The organism is Alteromonas sp. S015 (genome assembly GCF_036864485.1).
Lineage (GTDB): Bacteria > Pseudomonadota > Gammaproteobacteria > Enterobacterales > Alteromonadaceae > Alteromonas.
The window spans coordinates 340,437-359,869 of the sequence record NZ_JAZETO010000002.1 but is presented as its reverse complement, the minus strand read 5'-3'; the positions used below and the strand labels follow the sequence as shown (position 1 = coordinate 359,869).

Genomic DNA, 19,433 nt, shown 5'->3' with positions numbered 1-19,433 from the left:
GCATGCGTTCTGCTTTTGTCACACGTTGAGTCTGAAATTCACCGCCAGCTTTTGATAAAGGCGAAAAAAGGAGAGCGAGCGCTCTCCTTTTTATTTCAAGACTGCCATCCGCCTCCGAGTGCCTGATACAAATCGACCAATGCGGCCATTTGCTGCTGACGAGTTTCAATAAACTCGCTACGCGCTTCCAGTGCTTCTCGTTGCGCAAGCAGCACCTCTAAATATTCACCATGAGCTGACGAAAAAAGCCTATTGGCAATATCAATCGACTGTTCGAGTGAAGCAATTTGATGACGCCTTGCTTCAGCACTTTTCTCCAAATTATCGAGCTTCGACAAACTGTTTGTTACTTCAGCTACCGCCGTTAAAACGGTCAGTTCATATTCGTAAGCCGCTTCAATTTGTTCGGCGCTGGCATTTTGATAAACCGCTTCAATCGCTCTTCGGTTTATTAATGGCGCAAAAACATCACCAGATAACGAATATGCCAATGACTCAGGCACATTAGACAAGTAGCGACTATCGAACGCCGATAAACCTAACCCTGCTTTTAGCTCAAAAGAAGGGTAGAAGTTAGCTTTAGCCACATCGATATTTAACTCAGCTGCTTGGAGCGTGAGTGCAGCTTGTTTTATATCGGGGCGATTGTCTAATAGCGCAGAGGGTACACCCACCTGCGGGCTTATTATCTCAGCATTAAGCAACACATCACTGTCCCTTTTAATAGGTTGTGGAGTGCGCCCTATCAACAGATTGAGCGTATTCTCTTTTTCAAGAATTTCCTGCTCAATCAAGTAACGCTCGCTCTCGTTTTTCTTCACTTCCGCGTTAAAGCGCGCAACGGGCAGCGATGACGCCCGCCCGTATTCTTTCAACGCATTAATAGTGTGAATAACGTTACGCTGTAGCGAAATGGTTGAGTCGAGGTTTTCTAGCTTGTTATCTAACGCCAGTAGTTCATAGTAAGTACGCGCAACTTCAGATACTAACTGGGTAACGAAAAAGTTCTTACTTTCAACCGACGCCAAGTATTCAAGCGAGGCCACTTTAGACGCATCTCTCAGCTTATGCCAAACGTCAATTTCCCATGACGCATTAAGGCCTAGCTTTAGGTTTGCCAGCGGGTCAGGAAATTCTTTATCCTCCTTGATATTTAACTGTTCTTCTACTGCGCCTTCCCGGGTATATTCGCCAACCTTTTCGGTTTCAGCGGCTACCCCCGCAGAGAGTCGAGGCAAGTATTCCCCCTCCCGTGCATACACTTCATTCGACGCCATATTAATGCGTTGAATTAATATAGACACCTCTTGGTTGTTCTTAACTGCAGTTTCCACCAGCGCAGAAAGCGTCGGGTCGTTAAACCACTCACTCCATTGAATATTTGCTTGCGTACTCTCGTTAGCTCCATGAGCAGCCTGTGTATCCACTTGCGAAGCTTTCGCATTAAATTGCTCGGGCAAATCAAGAGCAGGGTGTCGCGTTTCAATGGAAGGAATGGCACATGCCTGTACTAACAACGCACTACTAAGCGCTAACCACAACGGCTTATAGGTAAATCGCTTTTTATTTGTCATCGCTTAGCACCTCATCGTTATAGTGGTATGTTTCAGTAAGGGGAACGTGATCTTCGTTTTTGATTAATGACTTACCTTCTTCAAATTTGGCGAACAAGTAGTAAAGCCCGGGAATAACCAGCACACCAAAAATAGTGCCGAACAAGGTACCGCCTAAGGCAGAAGCACCAATAGTTCTATTTCCTACTGCGCCAGCACCCGTTGCAATAACAAGCGGAATTAACCCTGCTACAAACGAGAACGATGTCATTAAGATTGGACGGAAGCGCTGTTTGGCCGCTTCAACCGCTGCGTCAGCAATGGATAAGCCCTGCTGATTTTTTTGCACTGCGTATTCCACAATAAGCACAGCGTTTTTACCGAGTAAACCAACCAGCATCACTAAACCAAGCTGCGCATAAACATCATTGGCCAGTCCCATACCTTTTAGAAACAGGAATGAGCCGAGAATACCGGTAGGTAGTGAAAGAATGACCGCAAAAGGTAGAAGCAGGCTCTCGTATTGTGATGCCAGCACGATATATACAAACAACAATACTACGGCAAAGATAACGATGGCTTCATCACCTCGTTTAGCCTCGTCAAATGACAGGCCTTCCCAACCAATGTCATATCCCTTTGGCAAGGTTGCAGCCGCCACTTCTTCAACCGCTTTTATCGCTTGCGCCGAGGTATACCCTGCTGCAGGCTCTGCGCGAATTGCCGCCGAGGTATAAAGGTTGTAGCGCGTAATTTCATTAGGGCCTTGAGTTTTAATCAGCTTCATAAAGGCCGAGTAAGGCACCATCTCACCCTCTTCATTTTTCACGTAGTAATCCAATAAGTCACTGGGATAACGACGATATTCCGGTGCACTTTGTGTGTACACTTTGAAGAAGTTATTAAAACGCGTGAAACCTTGCTCATAAGTACTACCAATAAGAATATTCAAATTCTCCATAGCTGCGCCAATAGATACCCCTTTCTGCATAGCAGCTTGGTTATCTATCTCAATTTTATATTGAGGATAATCAGCAGCATAAAAAGTGAATAAGCCTTTTAGCTCATCACGTTTAGCTAACTCTTTCATGAAGGCTTTATTGATTTGGTCGAACTCTTGGTAGTCGGTTGTGTTGGTTTTATCGAGTAAACGAAATGATAACCCCGAAGACGCGCCATACCCAGGCACTACTGGCGGTTCAAAGTACTCAATAACCGCGCTTAAGTGGTGCGTTTTGGCTTCCAGCTCTTCAATAATGTCACGTACCGACTGTTCGCGATTAGCCCAGTCTTTAAGGTTAATCAAGCAGGTACCTGCGTTTGAGCCTCGACCTTCCGTAAGGATTTCGTAGCCAGCCAGCGAGGACACCGAGGAGACGCCTTCAACGTCCAGCGCTAAGCTTTGCAGCTCTCGCGCTACTGTATTCGTCGCTTCAAGGGTACTGCCTGGCGGTGTTTGAATGATGGCATAAATTTGCCCTTGGTCTTCACCGGGAATAAAGCCCGTAGGTAATGCCTGATTAACGCCAAAGGTACTTACCACAAAGCCTGCAAGCAGCACTACAGTAACAGTGCGGCGCGTAACGATAGCTTTGATAATGCCTGTATAACGACCAGTTAATTTATTGAAATAGTGATTAAACCCGTCGATAAACTTACTTAATGGCGTTGCCTTTTTCGTGTGTGAATGCGGGTTTTTAAGCAGCATTGCACACAGCACTGGCGTTAATGAAAGCGCCACAATACACGAGATGATAATTGACGATGACATGGTAATGGAGAACTGCCGATAGAAGACGCCCACAGGCCCAGTCATAAAGATAAGAGGCACGAAAACCGCCGTCATCACCAGTGTTATCGCGATAATAGCTCCCCCCATTTCACCCAGTACTTGTTGGGTTGCCATATAAGGGGTTAGGCTGGCGCTCTCTTCCATTTTTGCGTGAACCGCCTCTACGATAACGATAGCGTTATCCACCACAATTCCTATCGCTAACACCAGAGCGAACAGGGTAATAAGATTAATGTTCACCCCTGTGGCCTGCATGCAGAAAAATGTTCCCACCAGTGAAACCGGCACAGCAAGAAGCGGGATAAGTGTTGAACGCCAGTCTCCCAAGAAGATGAACACCACCAAAGAAACCAAAACAAAGGCTTCAAACAGGGTATGTAGCACCTGCTCAATTGAGGCATCTAGAAACTTGGAAACATCGTAGTTAATCTCGTACTTCATGCCTTCTGGAAACGTTTTCTCTAGTTCAGCCATGGTGGCTTTCACCTGAGAGATCACCTCGTTGGCACTGCTCCCATAGTTCTGCTTTAGCACTATCGCAGCGGAAGGATACCCGTCTTTGTTTGAATAGATATCGAAGAATTCACTGCTTAACTCAACATCGGCAATGTCACCTAATTTGAGCAAGCGACCGTCAGAGTCGGCGCGAATAATGATATTTTTATATTCTTCAGGCTCGTCGTAACGTCCTTCGTAAATCAGCACGTACTCTTTGGACTGAGCAGTAATGCCTGAGCTTCTGCCGAGTCGTCCAGGGCGTCCAATCAAGCTTTGCTCGTCTATCGACTCCATGATCTCATCCACAGAAACATTGTAAGCACGCATGCGATCAGGCTTTAACCAAATTCGCATGGCGTACTGGCGACTTCCCAATATTTTTGCACTGGCAATCCCGTTTACCCGCTGTATCTCTGGGATAAGGTTGATATTGGAATAGTTGTACAGAAACTTTTCGTCCGCAGTTTCGTCGGTGCTATAGACGTTTATGTACATCAACATGCTAGGCTGAACCCGCTCTAACACCACCCCTTCTAGCTGCACCAGCTGGGGCAGCCGGTTCATGATCTGGTCAAGCCGCGTTTTCACATTAATGAGCGCCTGATTCGGATCCACATCTAAATCGAAGATAACTTGAATAGTGGCTTCACCCGCGCTGGTCGCATCCGACACGATGTATTTCATGCCCGGCACACCGTTGATTGAACGCTCGATGGTAACTAGGGATGATTTCACCAGTACATCAGCACTTGAACCGGGATAGGCCAGAGAAATAAGCACCCGCGGCGGCGCAATATCGGGAAACTGTGACGTGGGTAGGCTAAACACCGACAACACGCCCAAAAATATGATCATTAGCGATAGCATGATGGCCATCACTGGACGTTTAATGAAAACTCCAAACATAGCGCCCCCTTATTCTGCGTGCAGTGACAGTTCAGCTAATGTGTCGCTGGCTGAAATAAGTTCAGGCTCTATCTCATCGCCGTTCGAGACTCTTCGCAGACCTTCAATCAAAATAGTGTCACTTGGCGCTAAGCCGTCAGACACCAGATAGATGTTAGGGAGCTCTGCTGCTATATTAATGTGGCGCGTTGCTAGCTTGTTCTCGCTATCCAGCACATACACAAAGCTTTGATCGAGAATTTCGAATGTGGCCTTCTGAGGGATAACCAGAGCATCCGGATAGGCAATATCTACCATGATATTACCGGTCTGCCCATGTCTTAGCAGCTGGTCTGGATTAGGGAAAGACGCGCGCATTTCTATAGTACCGGTGTGATTATCAAAATCAGCTTCAATGGCATCTATCACGCCTTGATGCGCGTAAATACTGCCATCGGCAAGCTTTAATCGCACTGAAGTTTGCTCATTTGACGCGCTGTTCTTCGCGTACTTTAAATACTCAGATTCAGGCACGTTGAAGTATACCCACATTGTACTGATATCAGACAATGTGGTGAGCAGTTCACCCTCATCGAGTAAACTTCCCGTTCGCGCTTCCAGTCGGTCCATTTTGCCAGTGAACGGTGCTTTAACGTCAGTAAACGCCAGGTGGGTCTTCGCCAGTTCAACTTCTGCCTGTGCTTTTTGAAGCTGCGCTTCAATAACGGCGAGTTCGTTAGGAGAAACAATGTTCTGCTCAACAAGCGACTTGGTATTCTTATACTCCATCTCAACCGCTTTAGCCTCAGCTTCAGCGCGATGTAGCTCAGCTTCGTACACGTTCGGCATTATTTTGAACATGGGTTGACCACGCTCTACCGTTTGTCCTTCATCAACAAAGGTCGATTGAAGATAGCCTTTTTCCATAGCTCTAACTTCAATGTGTTGGATGGCACGTATTTGACTGACGTACTCTTTTACCAGCGTTGTGTCTTGTACGATGGGATGAGTAACGTTGAATTGAAGTTTTTCGTGATGCGCAGCATGTTCTTCATGACCACACCCACCTAACAGTGCGGTAACAATGCTTACTGCAAGAAGTGCTTTTTTGCTCATAATGTAAATTCGTAATTAAAGGCTAATCGTGACGTGCCTCGTAAAAAGACAGCACGCCACTAGCGCGCGTTCAGCAGTTAAATTCAGTGCTGAAAATTAAGCGCGCAGAAACATCCAGCGAAAAGGGCTGGCGCTATGTTATGAATATCGAATTAACGTGTTTCTAAGTAAGCAGCTAACTGCTAAACCTAAAAAACTAAGCAATAGGCGGCGCTCGCGTTAACGGCGTTGCGTAGTTAAGGGATGTTTTGAAATGCCAGCGCGAACGTGGCTTTGTGGTCTCAGTGAAGGAATCCGCAAGGTAATCCAGCACAATATATTGTGGCGGCGCGGGCTCTTCCGGCGCACTTTCCTCAGTATCAAACTCGAAGGAATATTCAGAAATAGACGCATCAAAATGATGCTTGAACGTGATTGGCTTGTAATCCTGTTTGAGTCCAGATAAGCAAGTAAACAGCAACGCAATTAATGCGTATATGGTGTACTGCTTCATGTACTGAGGATTATTCACCGATGATTATTCCAGAAATTCAATTATATAAGGAAAATTTCGGCATTATGCTACACAGGCGATTACGCTTTTACAAGAAACATTCTTGCTAGTAAACGCAGGCAATAAGCGATTGCACGTTTTCAGAATCGACAAAAGCGGAATGAAATAAGAAGTAACAAAACCGCACAACGAAAAAGAGCGCGATTAGGCGCTCTTTACAATCAATTTAAAAGGAGAGAATTAAGCTTTAGACGCTTGGTAGATACCTTCAATGGCAGTATCTAGTGTTGCTTCAAATTCTTCTTGAGACTGCTGTGCAGAAACGCCTTCGGTCAGTGCGCGAGAGAAACTCGCGATCATACCTTGGTTTTCTGCCAGTTTGGCGTTTGCCTCTTCACGGCTATAGCCGCCGGATAGCGCTACAACTTTCAGTACGCGAGGGTGATCAACGAGCTCTTTGTAGAAATTAGCTTCTGTTGGAAGCGTTAGCTTAAGCATGACTTCCTGACCTTCGTTTAGCAGATTAAGCTGGGTCAAAATCTCTAGCTTAAGTAATGCTTCTGCTTCTGCTTTTTGTGGGCTGTGGATGTCTACTTCTGGCTCGATAATCGGAACAAGGCCCGCGGCTAAAATTTGCTTACCCACTTCAAATTGCTGAGCAACAACATCTTTGATACCTTGGAGATTCGCAAGCTTAACAACACTGCGCATCTTAGTGCCAAATACATCTTGCGCCACCGCTTTAGCTAGCAGTGCATCAAGACCAGGCATTGGCTTCATTACCTGCACGCCGTTGCTTTCTTCAGCTAGTCCTTTATCTACCTTTAAGAAAGGAATAACACGCTTTTTCTGCCACAGATAGTGTGCAGAAGACATGCCTTCGATGTCTCTATCAAGAGTGTTTTCAAACAAGATTGCGCCAAGAACGCGCTCGCCGCTAAAAGGGGTGCTGGTAATAATGCGCGTACGCATTTCATGAACAAGATTGAACATCTCTTCGTCTGAGCTATATTCAGACTCTTCGATGCCGTATAAGCGTAACGCTTTAGGGGTACTACCGCCGCTTTGATCTAACGCTGCAATAAAACCGCTTTGCGTCTTCAGTTTATCCAGCATTGCCTGCTGAGCTTGTGATGCCATTGCAACACTCCTTTTGTATATTACTGCCTTAATAGACAGGTGTAGGGTTTATTGTTATACCAATTCTATTAAAGATCTGTTTGTCTCAAACGCGGCATGCCGGTACCTTAAGTAAACACATCTGTAATAAAATTGGTATTTATGCCTGCGTACTTCACTGTTTCGCAGGTGTAATCGTTTCCGATTAAAAGGTCACGCTCAAAAATGCTGTTACTGAGCGTGACGCATGGGGTAACGTTTGTACTAGGCCTTAGCTATCTTGAGCTTTAAAACGCTGCGTTTACATGCAGCGCTCAGGCTTATTTATTTTTTTCTTCTAGTACTGCTACCGCAGGTAGTGTTTTGCCTTCCAAGAATTCTAGGAACGCGCCACCACCTGTTGAAATATAAGAAACCTTATCGGCAATTCCGTATTTATCAACTGCCGCTAGTGTATCACCACCACCTGCAATTGAGAATGCATCGCTTGAGGCAATCGCCTCAGACAGCGCCTCTGTACCCGCACTGAACTGTTCAAATTCAAATACGCCTACAGGACCATTCCATACAATAGTACCCGCGTTTTTGATGATATCTTCTAACGCTTTTGACGAGTCTGGGCCGATATCAAAAATCATATCGTCGTCGGCAACGTCACTGACGAGTTTAAGCGTGGCTTCGGTGTTTTCATCAAACGCTTTGCCAACGACCACATCTGTAGGCACTGGAATATTACCGCCATTCGCCTGCGCTTCATTCATAAGCTGCGTGGCTTGCTCGATTAGATCCATCTCTACTAATGACTTACCTACATTGTGGCCTTGTGCCGCGATAAAGGTATTGGCGATACCACCGCCAACAATTAACTGATCTACTTTTTCTGCCAACGTTTTTAGCACGGTTAACTTGGTTGATACTTTAGAGCCACCGACAATGGCAACCATTGGGCGTTTAGGGTTATCCAGCGCCTTGCCTAGTGCATCTAGTTCCGCAGCTAATAATGGGCCAGCACAGGCTTTTGGTGCAAATTTAGCAACGCCGTGGGTAGACGCTTGTGCACGGTGAGCAGTACCGAACGCATCCATTACAAAAATATCGCAAAGTGCTGCGTACTGTTTTGCTAACGTTTCGTCATCTTTCTTTTCGCCATTATTAAAACGTACGTTTTCAAGAATGACGAGCTCACCTTCGGTAAGTTCAACACCGTCCAAGTAATCTTTTACTAGCTTAACCGGCACATCTAGGGCGTCGTTAAGGTAATCAACAACAGGTTGAAGAGAGAACTCATCAGCAGGCTCGCCTTCAGTTGGGCGACCCAAGTGAGACATCACCATAACTGCCGCACCTGCGTCTAGGGCTGCTTTAATCGTAGGGATTGATGCTTTGATACGCGCATCAGAAGTTACTTTGCCGTCTTTTACCGGCACGTTTAAATCTTGTCTAATTAATACGCGCTGACCTTTTAGGGCCATATCGCTCATGCTTGGAATTGCCATCGTCTTTCCTTTGTTAATTTAAATTCAGTAGAGCGTGTTTTAAAGGTAAGGCACGCTCAAATTAACGGTGAAAGCTGCGCGGGCTGGTGCTACCAACCCTTGGCAGCATCAATGCTTTACTTTGCGTCGAACATCACTTTTGCTGTGTCGAGCATACGGTTTGCAAAACCCCATTCGTTGTCACACCACACCAGTGTTTTAACCAGTTGCTTGTGACTGACTCTTGTTTGTGTGCCATCTACAATACACGAGTGAGGGTCGTGATTGAAATCTACCGATACCAATGGCTCTTCGGTGTAATCCAAAATGCCCTGTAAACGCCCCGCTTTTGCATTGCGAAGGGCTTGGTTCACTTGCTCAATGGTTACCTTAGATTGAAGCGTTACGCTCAAGTCCATGGCAGTAACATTGATAGTCGGCACTCGAACCGCAATAGCTTCGAACTTTCCTGCAAACTTAGGCAGAATGCGCTCTATACCGGCAGAAAGTCGCGTATCAACGGGAATAATCGACTGACTTGCAGCACGGGTTCTACGCAAATCTTCGTGATAGGCGTCGATAACCTGCTGGTCGTGCATAGACGCGTGAATGGTTGTGATCGTACCACTTTCCACACCGAACGCAGCGTCAAGAGCTTGGATAACAGGAACAATGCAGTTTGTGGTGCAAGAGCCGTTAGAGACTAATTTTTGTTCACTGGTCAACGTGTCTTCGTTGGTTCCGAAAATGACCGTATTGTCTAAATCTGGTGACCCGGGCGACGAGAAAAGCACTTTGCCAGCACCTGCATCTAAATGTGCTTGCCCCGATGCTCTGTCATCAAACTTGCCCGTACACTCAAGCACAATATCAACGCCTAAGTCTTTCCACGGTAGGTCTTTGATATCACTTATTGCAAGCAGTGTAATATCGTCGCCTGCGACATTAAGCGTGTTGTTTTCTAAGGCCACATCAAAACGGAACCGCCCGTGGGCGGTATCGTATTTAAGTAAATGTGCGATGCCTTCGGGTTTAGCAATGTCGTTAATGGCCACCACATTAAATTCATTATTGCGCCCGCTTTCATACAGCGCGCGCAATACGTTGCGACCAATACGACCAAACCCATTTATGGCAATATTTACCATAGGCTTATCTATTACCTCTTACAGAGACAGTGCAGCCTCTACTACAGCGTCAGTGGTAATGTTGAAGTGCTTAAACAGGTCGCCCGCAGGCGCAGACTCACCAAAGGTGTCCATGCCCACGATAGCGCCATTAAAGCCAACGTATTTGTACCAGCTGTCTTTAGACAAGGCTTCAACTGCTACGCGTTTAACAACGCTAGAAGGCAGTACACTTTCACGGTAATCAGCCGACTGGCGGTCAAATACATCAGTTGATGGCATAGACACTACGCGAACCGCCTTGCCTTGCTCGCTAAGTTTCGCAGCGGCTTCAACAGCAAGTTGAACCTCTGAACCGGTGCCAATAAGAATAAGTTCTGGCGTACCTTCACAATCTTCAAGTACGTAACCGCCTTTCGCGATATCTGCAACTTGTTGAGCGGTTCTTTCTTGTTGCGCTAAGCCTTGGCGCGTGAAGATTAGTGTTGTTGGGCCGTCAGTGCGCTCAATGGCAGACTTCCACGATACAGCAGACTCAACCTGATCACACGGACGCCAGTTATCAAGGTTAGGCGTTGCACGTAGCGCAACTACCTGCTCTACCGGCTGGTGCGTTGGGCCGTCTTCACCTAGACCAATTGAATCATGGGTGTAAACGAAAATTGCAGGCTGCTTCATTAGTGCCGCCATACGTACCGCATTACGTGCATATTCCATAAACATTAGGAAAGTTGCACCGTATGCCTTGAAGCCACCATGAAGGGCAATGCCATTCATCATGGCAGACATACCAAATTCACGTACACCGTAATAAATATAGTTACCTGATGCATCGTTTGCTTCAACGCCTTTGCTACCTTCCCAAATGGTAAGGTTAGAACCAGCAAGGTCGGCAGAGCCGCCTAATAGCTCAGGAAGTAGCGGACCAAATGCGTTTAACGCATTTTGCGACGCTTTACGTGACGCAATGTTTTGTGGGTTAGCTTGAAGTTCAGCAATAATTGCATCTGCTTTGTCGCTGAAATCTGCTGGCAGTTCGCCATTTACACGGCGTTTAAATTCTGCTGCAAGCTCTGGGTATGCGGCTTCGTATGCTGCGAAAGCGTCATTCCACGCGTTTTCCGCTTTTGAGCCTTTCTCTTTGCCATCCCAACCCGCGTAAATATCGTCTGGAATTTCGAACGCGCCATGGTTCCAGCCGAGCTTTTCGCGCGTGGCTACAATTTCGTCTTCACCTAGTGGTGCACCGTGACATGACTCGGTACCTTCTTTGTTAGGCGAACCAAAACCAATGGTGGTTTTACAACAAATAAGTGTAGGCTGCACCGTGTTCGCTTGTGCTTTTTCAATGGCGGCTTTCACTTGCTCTGCATCGTGACCGTCAACACCTTCAATGACTTCCCAGCCGTAGCTCTTGAAGCGCGCTGGTGTGTCGTCGGTGAACCAACCTTCTACTTCACCGTCAATTGAAATGCCGTTGTCATCCCAAAATGCGATAAGTTTACCAAGGCCTAGTGTACCGGCTAGTGAACATGTCTCGTGTGAGATACCTTCCATCAAACAGCCGTCGCCTAAAAATGCATAGGTGTGATGGTCAACAATGTTGTGGCCGTCGCGGTTAAATTGTGCCGCCAATACTTTTTCAGCAAGCGCCATACCTACGGCATTACTAATACCTTGGCCTAGTGGACCTGTGGTGGTTTCAACACCTGGAGCATAGCCATACTCTGGGTGGCCTGGTGTTTTAGAGTGTAATTGACGGAAGTTCTTTAACTCTTCAATTGGCAGTTCGTAGCCTGAAAGGTGAAGCAAAGAATACAACAGCATTGAGCCGTGACCATTTGAAAGTACGAAGCGATCGCGGTTAGCCCAAGACGGGTTTGCAGGGTTGTGTGATAAGAAATCACCCCAAAGTACCTGTGCGATATCAGCCATCCCCATTGGGGCTCCTGGGTGACCAGATTTAGCTTGTTGAACGGCATCCATGCTTAATGCACGGATTGCGTTGGCGAGTTCACGACGAGAGGGCATGTTGTCTCCTGGTTTATTTTGTATCTTTTGTTTCGTATCTTAGCGGGCTAGGCAAGCTAGACGAGCGTAGAGGTAAGGCGTTCGCTCTACTTCTTTATACGAATGAATGTGGCGTTATTCTTACCTATGCCACCTTACAGTTCAATGGGTTTTGATTGCCAATAGTGAAAGTCATAGTAAAAAATGGTCTATACCTCAACCATCACGTATTCCCAATACGACTAAAACGGTTATATCTAACGTCTGGTTTTATAATTACATCATTCGCTTCGATAATCTCGACCTGAATAACCCTATAAGTGATCAGGTTGTGTCAACTATTCGTAACGAAGAGACTTTTAGACGTCTAGAAGTAAAGACTGGTATTTATAACTTGTTTTAGTACAATACACGACTATTTTGATAATTTAACGCTTACGGAGCATTTATGGCCACGCATTTATTCACATCCGAGTCAGTGTCTGAAGGACATCCGGACAAAATCGCTGATCAGATCTCAGATGCGGTTCTTGACGCTATTTTAGAACAAGATCCTCGTGCTCGGGTGGCCTGCGAAACGTATGTAAAAACCGGTATGGTTTTGGTAGGTGGTGAAGTAACCACCTCTGCATGGGTAGATATTGAAGAACTTACCCGAAAAACAGTGAAAGAAATTGGCTACACGCACTCAGATATGGGCTTTGATGCCGATTCATGTGCAGTGTTAAACGCTATTGGTAAACAGTCACCTGACATCAATCAAGGCGTTGATCGCGCAAGCCTAGAAGAACAAGGTGCGGGTGACCAAGGTCTAATGTTCGGTTACGCCAGCGACGAAACTGATGTACTCATGCCAGCGCCAATTACATACTCTCACCGCCTTGTTCAAAAACAGGCCGAAGTACGTAAGTCTGGTAAGCTAGACTGGTTGCGCCCTGACGCGAAAAGCCAAATTACGTTCAAGTATGAAAACGACAAGCCTGTTGGTATCGACGCGGTTGTGCTTTCAACCCAGCACTGTGATTCAGTAAGCACTGAAACCGTTCGCGAAGCGGTGATGGAAGAGATCATCAAGCCAGTACTTCCAAGCGAATGGATTGATGCCAACACACGCTTCCACATCAACCCAACGGGCAGATTTGTTATCGGTGGTCCAATGGGCGACTGTGGCTTAACCGGGCGTAAAATCATTGTTGATACTTACGGTGGTATGGCCCGTCACGGCGGTGGTGCATTCTCTGGTAAAGATCCATCAAAAGTTGACCGCAGTGCAGCATACGCGGGGCGTTACGTTGCTAAGAACATTGTTGCAGCAGGTCTTGCCAAGCGTTGTGAAATCCAAGTGTCTTACGCCATTGGTGTGGCAGAGCCAACGTCTATCAGCATCGATACCTTTGGTACTGGCGTAGTAGATGAGAAAACACTCGTTGCACTAGTGCGCGAACATTTCGACTTACGTCCTTATGGCCTTATTCAAATGCTAGACCTTGAGCGCCCAATTTATCGCCCAACGGCTGCATACGGTCACTTTGGTCGTGATGAGTTCCCTTGGGAAGCAACAGATAAAGCAGAAGCGTTAAAAGCATCGATTTAATTCGATAATCAAGTAATGCTTTAAAACGCGCCGTTCAGTTTTTGTCACGCTTTGCACAAAAGCGGTTTAATAAACCAGCGGCGCTTTTTATTTAAGCTTTGTTAATTAGCTAAATCAACGAAACAAATAAAAAACAGCAAAGAATATTTTCATCATTTATTTTTTGCAGCTATGCTTAAATAACGAACACACTATCGCTTGTAGTTTCTTGTTGTTTACAAGCCAAGATAACAACAACTTGGGCTCTTCCATGAATGTGGTTACTGGTACTCTCATAGCGTTCACGATGGCTGCCTCTTTGACAGCGCTGCCTGTTTTTGCGGATATCAATGATAGCAACTACAGCCCAATCCAATTTAAAAGCAAAAAGATAGCTCGCTGGCAGCTAAACAGCATGTACCGCGTTCAATCTACTACTGAAACATTTCTTTACGACAACAGCTATACCTACCCGGCGGGTTCACAAGGTATGTTTAGCGCCAGCCGACGTTTCGATACATGGATCCCGCAAAAGGTCTATGCGACGTATAAAACAAACAACACCGCCTTTCAACATTATGCAGAGTGGCTTTATTTACCTCACGATATAGGTACATTCACGCGTTTAGGCTGGCTGCTTGGCAGAAATGAAGGGTTAAATATGGCGATAGAAATAGAGCATAGGCAAGTTGGAGAAGAAGAAAATATGGCCCTTTCTTTAGGAGTTAATTACTTGTTTTAGGTTATCGCGGTATCGCACTTTCAACACGTATTTCGAATTATCATCTAAAAAAAATCGGAAAATGTTTACTGCTTTGCCAATGCTAAAGTTTTTGCGTAAGTCTGTTGGATTATCATTGCGTCGGAGCTCGCTCTATGGCGCTTCACGTCAAGTCGGCTTGCAAGGCAGCTTTTAACTTCGTGCCACTGATTCATTTGTGCTTCAGACAAAATATATTCCAAAGCTCTACACGTAAAAGACATCTCTACCTGCGCTGTAGCGTAAAGCTTAATTAGCCACGGGTTATCTACTACCCAGCCGTCACTATAAACAACTGTATTACCAAGAAAGTTATTTAATTCAACACAAACTTTCCGAGGCTCTACTCCCCGCGCTTGCAGCATCTGCTGCGTTATGCCGTGCAGTGACTCCGCTTTTTGATCCCAGTGAACCCACGAGTCAAAGGGCCGAAGTAGCTTGCACCACTTTGCACCATCATAGCGCACGATGCCTATTTCAATAGGATAACTCGCTGCTCCAAATCCACTCGCTTCAATATCTATAATTGTTGGCAGGGTATTTTTTCGCACTCACGCTCCAAACCGCTGTTTATCGTTGCTTGCAACATCAGCAAACCGTTTTTACCACACGGTTTTACTGCAACCTAATTACCAGAGGAACGACTAAACAAAGTCGGACACTGTTTAGGAAACGTACAACCATTCTTTTCGAAATATAAGTTAATAGTAGAATCGTGCCACATTTTGTATGCACTTGTTTAGTACGCTCAGGGGGCAAAAAACCAAAGTCAGCAATCAAAAACCTCCAAATACACTCAAAAAAGCACTAAATTTATACTAAAGGATAAGAGGTTTACGCTTAAAGGCGGCGAACATTGTAATACACTTTTAAGGTTAACATTCAGGTAGCCTATTCATGCGTGCACTTTTTACCTTTCTCTCATTGGCTTGCATCTTTTCAGCTTTCACCGCAAGTAAAGCGTTCAGTTCAACGGAACCACTGATTATTGGTATCGACGCCGACCTTTCAGCAGTAGCCGTTGAAGGTGGCATGGCTATAAAAAGAGGCGTCGAGCTTGCCGTTGACGAAATCAATGCCACTGGCGGGATTTTAGGTCGTCAAATAAAAATTATTGCGAAAGACCATCGTGGCAACCCAGCCCGAGGTGTTTATAACATCGAGCAATTTTCCAAAACTCCCAATTTACTTGCAGTAGTAGGGGGTGTTCATACACCTGTAGTACTCGCTGAAGTCGATCCAATACACGAAAAGAACATTTTGATGTTGGTTCCATGGGCAGCGGGGACGCCTATTATTGACAATGGACACTCACCCAATAACATATTTCGCGTATCGGTACGCGACGCAGAGGCAGCGCCGGTTCTCATTGATCACGTTAAAGACATGGGGCTATCAAATATTGCGTTAGTGCTGGAAAGAACAGGATGGGGACGCTCAAATTTTGAGTCGTTAACACAAGCAGCAAGTAATAATGGAATCAATATCACAGCAACCCATTGGATAAACTGGCAGCAAAAGGACTTTTCTGAGGATATAGCGGCAATAAAAAGCGCGAAAGCGGAAGCTATCATTCTTGTTACCAACGTTCCTGAAGGCGTTGTGGTACTTGATGAAATGGCAAAACAAGACATTGCCTCACTACCCGTTGTTTCGCATTGGGGAGTAGCATCGGGTCAGTTTGCCTCTGCCATTGCAGAGCCCATTGAAAATTATAATGTCTCAGTACTCCAAACATTCCACTTTAACCATCAACAAAATGCTAAGGCAAAAAGCTTGTTAGACGCCTATTATAAAAAATACGGCTTAGTTGATGCTACCACGATTGATGGTGTTACGGGGTTAGCTCATGCTTATGATTTAATTCATTTAATAGCGGCAGCTGCTGCTAAAGCTGGTAGTATAGAAGTAGATGCATTACGCGGTGCGTTAGAGTCCCTTGAAAATATACAAGGCGCAGTGAAGCACTACACAGCGCCATTTTCAGAGAACAGGCACGATGCACTTTGGTCAAAGGATTATTTTATGACTAGGTTTAATGAAAACGGTCACCTGGTAACAACGGGCGTGCAATGATGCAGCAGCCCCCAAGGTTACGCGCTATTCTGCTCTCAAGCATGCTCCCGCGACTCGTCTTACTCGTCGCGGTTTTGTCTATCACGCTATTTGCATTATCTTTTCACTTTATTATTAAACAAACCGATCATCTTCAACAACAATCTGTAGATGGTCTAGAACAAGACATCAATTACATCGTTAGCGATACGACAAGACAGCTGGCAGATTTGGCGGCCAATGACATCATCATTAATTCCTTGGTTGATTTTGAGCAAAGGGATAATTACCTTCCCATGTTTTTCCGCTCGTTAAATCTAACTCAGGCTAAAAGTGTCGAATTTGCGCTGTTTGATTTTGCTGGAAACCGTGTGATTGATAAAAACTGGAGTGCAGTTATTCCAGACTCTCTCAGTAGCGCATGGCGCCAGCAAACCCTTGGATCATCGAATGCATATTCGTCGATATCAAAGAATGGCGTATTAATTAGTGTGCCTGTGTTACTGAGAGGCGTAGCGGAAGGCGCATTAGTGATGTATGTGGATAGCTTGCAGTCTTTGCTAGCGCCCTACCCCAGGCTTACTAACCAGCTTGTTACCGACGCAAGTGGGCATGTGCTATTTAGCAGCGAACCATCACTTATTGCGCCCAATTCAAGCATCTCCTATTTTGATGACAGCGGCTACGCCATAAAAAGAGCTGATTGGCAAAATCTTACTTTGTATAGCGTTAAGCCCACCATCACTGCATACAGAGAAGCCGCATGGACTGGCATTGTGTTGATGGCAATGATTGTAGGCTTTGTATTTATCCTTCTCCATATGGTTAGTATGACGGGAACACTGGCAGAACGAACGCTTTCAACCTTATATAATGATATTAAGAATCGACTAAACAACGATACGCTAAACGATGATGAAAAATCATCCCTACGCCTTGATAGTGAGGTTGAAGCCCAAGAGCTAGCGGATATTCGAGAAGCTTTCGACAAATTGATTTGGGATCTGACAGAAATGTCGCTGTCTAACGAGCAGTTTTCCAACGTTTTGGAGTCAATGGGCGATATGCTTGTGGTGGTTGACCAAGACAGGAAAGTTTTACTTTCTAATAAGCGTTTCGACGACTTTTGCTTTGACCAGTACGGTGAAAAAAAAGGTATTTTGAAGTTCATTATGCAAAAGCTTGCTTCTTCGCAAAGCAAAGAACTTACTCACTTTTCGGTATCTACCGGCCAAGAGAGGTTTGTTCGTTGGAATAAAACATCTTTGGCCGATGCTAATGGTAACATCCGAGGTGATATATATGTTGGTAGCGACGAAACAGAACAACGCTCACTGGAAAGCCACGTTAAAGTGCTCACTCACGCTATGGACGAAGCCACCGTGTCGATCATTATTTCTGACATTAAGCGTGTTGGCCAACCAATAATTTACGTTAACAGTGCTTTTGAAGAGCTAACGGGTTACAGCCGAGAAGAAATAATTGGCCACAACTGCCGTTCGATGCAGGGCGAAGAAACCAGTAGGCAGACGGTTGACCAAATCCGCAAGGCTATTGCGGTACGCGAGCCTATTGAAACAACGCTGCTTAACTATAAAAAAGACGGTAGCGCCTTCTACAACCGTTTGAATTTAACGCCGGTAAAAATAAATGGTGAAGTCACCCATTATATCGGGTTTCAACAGGACGTTACTCAACAGCGACAAACCGAACAATATCTCCAAGATGCGCGAGAAAAAGCGGAAGAATCTGCCCGTCTCAAATCGAGCTTCCTCGCCAGTATGAGCCATGAAATACGCACGCCAATACACGGTATTTCTGGTGTTTTACAGTTAATGGCAAGCTCTGAACTGACTGAAGAGCAAAAACACTACCTGTCTCTTGCTAAATTTAGTATCCAGGGCCTTTTACATATCGTAAATGATATTTTGGACTTCTCTAAAATTGAAGCGGGTCAGTTGCAAATTGAAGAAAACCCTTTTGACATTTTAGAGTCGCTCGAAAACCTTCAAAGTCAGTATGCTATTATGTGCCAAGAAAAAGGGCTGGAGCTGTATTTCCATTTTGACTTACAGGGTTTTCACGTAGTACAAGGCGACGATGTGCGCTTTAGACAAATACTCTCGAACTTGCTGGGTAATGCGGTAAAATTCACCGATAACGGATATATTGAAGTTACTACCAGTATTAAACAAAACCCAGACAACCGCCTTGAGCTTTTGTGTAGCGTCAAAGACACCGGCATCGGTATCGCACAAGATAAACAAAGCACTATCTTTGATATCTTTATTCAAGAAGACCTTTCAACAACGCGTAAGTTTGGCGGAACAGGCCTTGGCCTGTCTATTAGCAAACAACTATGCGAACTCATGGGCGGCGATATAAAACTTGAGAGTGTTAAGGGTCACGGAAGCACGTTCTCTTTCACTATTGTGCTTGAACAAGCCGACGAAGCTCTGCTAAAGCCAGTTCATCAGTCCTCGGGTGTAAAACGGGAAAAAGGAAAAAAACACAAAGTATTGATTGTCGAAGACAATGATATTAATCAGGTTATCGTTAAACAGCACCTAAACAACCACACAACATTGAGCGCCAAATCAGGGCTAGAGGCGCTTGAAGCTTTGAATAAAATGAAAGTGACCTTTGATGTTATCTTGATGGACTGTCAAATGCCGGAAATGGACGGCTTTGAAGCAACTAAACGCATCAGAAATGGTGAAGCCGGAGAACGGTACCTAAACGTTCCAATCATCGCACTAACCGCCAACGCCATGAAAGGTGACAAAGAGCGCTGCGTTAACGCAGGAATGGACGATTACTTAAGTAAACCTTTTGATGCTGTAGACCTCATTGATAAAGTTGAGCATTGGGCAAATATTGAGAGAACTAGTCAAAAAAGCGCTGTTCATTAACCTGCTTTAGTGGACAAATTAAAGTGAGCACCTTAGTGAGATTCACGTACCACATTCAAATTGTT

General features: G+C 45.3%; 13 protein-coding genes. 4 read left to right on the top strand and 9 right to left on the bottom strand.

Translation table 11 applies throughout. From position 1 onward, the window contains the following. Positions 1-95: 95 nt before the first annotated feature. From V7R42_RS05575 to tkt, 8 genes are all read right to left on the bottom strand, one after another. Positions 96-1,574 carry a TolC family protein gene (locus tag V7R42_RS05575; RefSeq protein ID WP_334019207.1) on the bottom strand — a complete coding sequence of 493 codons (1,479 nt, stop codon included), beginning with the start codon at positions 1,572-1,574 and terminating at the stop codon, positions 96-98. Continuing rightward, on the bottom strand, positions 1,564-4,749 hold the full coding sequence (locus V7R42_RS05570) for an efflux RND transporter permease subunit (protein ID WP_334019206.1): 3,186 nt from the start codon (positions 4,747-4,749) through the stop codon (positions 1,564-1,566). The genes V7R42_RS05575 and V7R42_RS05570 overlap by 11 nt, the downstream gene beginning before the upstream one ends. Positions 4,750-4,758: 9 nt before the next feature. After that, entirely contained in the window at positions 4,759-5,844 is a 1,086-nt protein-coding gene (locus V7R42_RS05565) for an efflux RND transporter periplasmic adaptor subunit (RefSeq protein ID WP_334019205.1), read from the bottom strand. A gap of 196 nt (positions 5,845-6,040) precedes the next feature. Next, complete coding sequence (locus tag V7R42_RS05560; RefSeq protein ID WP_334019204.1) at positions 6,041-6,355, bottom strand: hypothetical protein; 315 nt, start codon at positions 6,353-6,355, stop codon at positions 6,041-6,043. 222 nt (positions 6,356-6,577) lie between these two features. Continuing rightward, positions 6,578-7,477, bottom strand: coding sequence for a fructose bisphosphate aldolase (locus V7R42_RS05555; protein ID WP_334019203.1), 900 nt, complete (start codon positions 7,475-7,477; stop codon positions 6,578-6,580). 299 nt (positions 7,478-7,776) lie between these two features. After that, positions 7,777-8,952, bottom strand: coding sequence for a phosphoglycerate kinase (locus tag V7R42_RS05550; protein ID WP_334019202.1), 1,176 nt, complete (start codon positions 8,950-8,952; stop codon positions 7,777-7,779). Positions 8,953-9,068: 116 nt separating this feature from the next. Next, positions 9,069-10,079 carry an erythrose-4-phosphate dehydrogenase gene (epd, locus tag V7R42_RS05545; RefSeq protein ID WP_334019201.1) on the bottom strand — a complete coding sequence of 337 codons (1,011 nt, stop codon included), beginning with the start codon at positions 10,077-10,079 and terminating at the stop codon, positions 9,069-9,071. An 18-nt stretch (positions 10,080-10,097) separates the two neighbouring features. After that, complete coding sequence (tkt, locus tag V7R42_RS05540) at positions 10,098-12,089, bottom strand: transketolase (RefSeq protein WP_334019200.1); 1,992 nt, start codon at positions 12,087-12,089, stop codon at positions 10,098-10,100. Positions 12,090-12,516: 427 nt separating this feature from the next. On the opposite strand from tkt, the gene metK reads away from it, so the two are divergent. Further along, complete coding sequence (gene metK, locus V7R42_RS05535) at positions 12,517-13,662, top strand: methionine adenosyltransferase (protein WP_049586187.1); 1,146 nt, start codon at positions 12,517-12,519, stop codon at positions 13,660-13,662. 286 nt (positions 13,663-13,948) lie between these two features. After that, complete coding sequence (locus V7R42_RS05530; protein ID WP_334019199.1) at positions 13,949-14,383, top strand: hypothetical protein; 435 nt, start codon at positions 13,949-13,951, stop codon at positions 14,381-14,383. Positions 14,384-14,448: 65 nt separating this feature from the next. Here V7R42_RS05530 and V7R42_RS05525 read toward each other — a convergent pair whose 3' ends face one another. After that, a complete protein-coding gene (locus tag V7R42_RS05525; RefSeq protein WP_334019198.1) occupies positions 14,449-14,952 on the bottom strand; it encodes a 3'-5' exonuclease in 504 nt (167 codons plus the stop codon). Positions 14,953-15,298: 346 nt separating this feature from the next. Here V7R42_RS05525 and V7R42_RS05520 point away from each other — a divergent pair, with 346 nt between their 5' ends. Both V7R42_RS05520 and V7R42_RS05515 read left to right on the top strand, forming a co-directional pair. Further along, positions 15,299-16,477 carry an ABC transporter substrate-binding protein gene (locus V7R42_RS05520; protein WP_334019197.1) on the top strand — a complete coding sequence of 393 codons (1,179 nt, stop codon included), beginning with the start codon at positions 15,299-15,301 and terminating at the stop codon, positions 16,475-16,477. Beyond that, positions 16,474-19,368, top strand: a complete 2,895-nt coding sequence (locus V7R42_RS05515; RefSeq protein ID WP_334019196.1) for an ATP-binding protein — start codon at positions 16,474-16,476, stop codon at positions 19,366-19,368. Before V7R42_RS05520 ends, V7R42_RS05515 begins: the two co-directional genes overlap by 4 nt. The last annotated feature ends 65 nt before the right edge of the window (positions 19,369-19,433 follow it).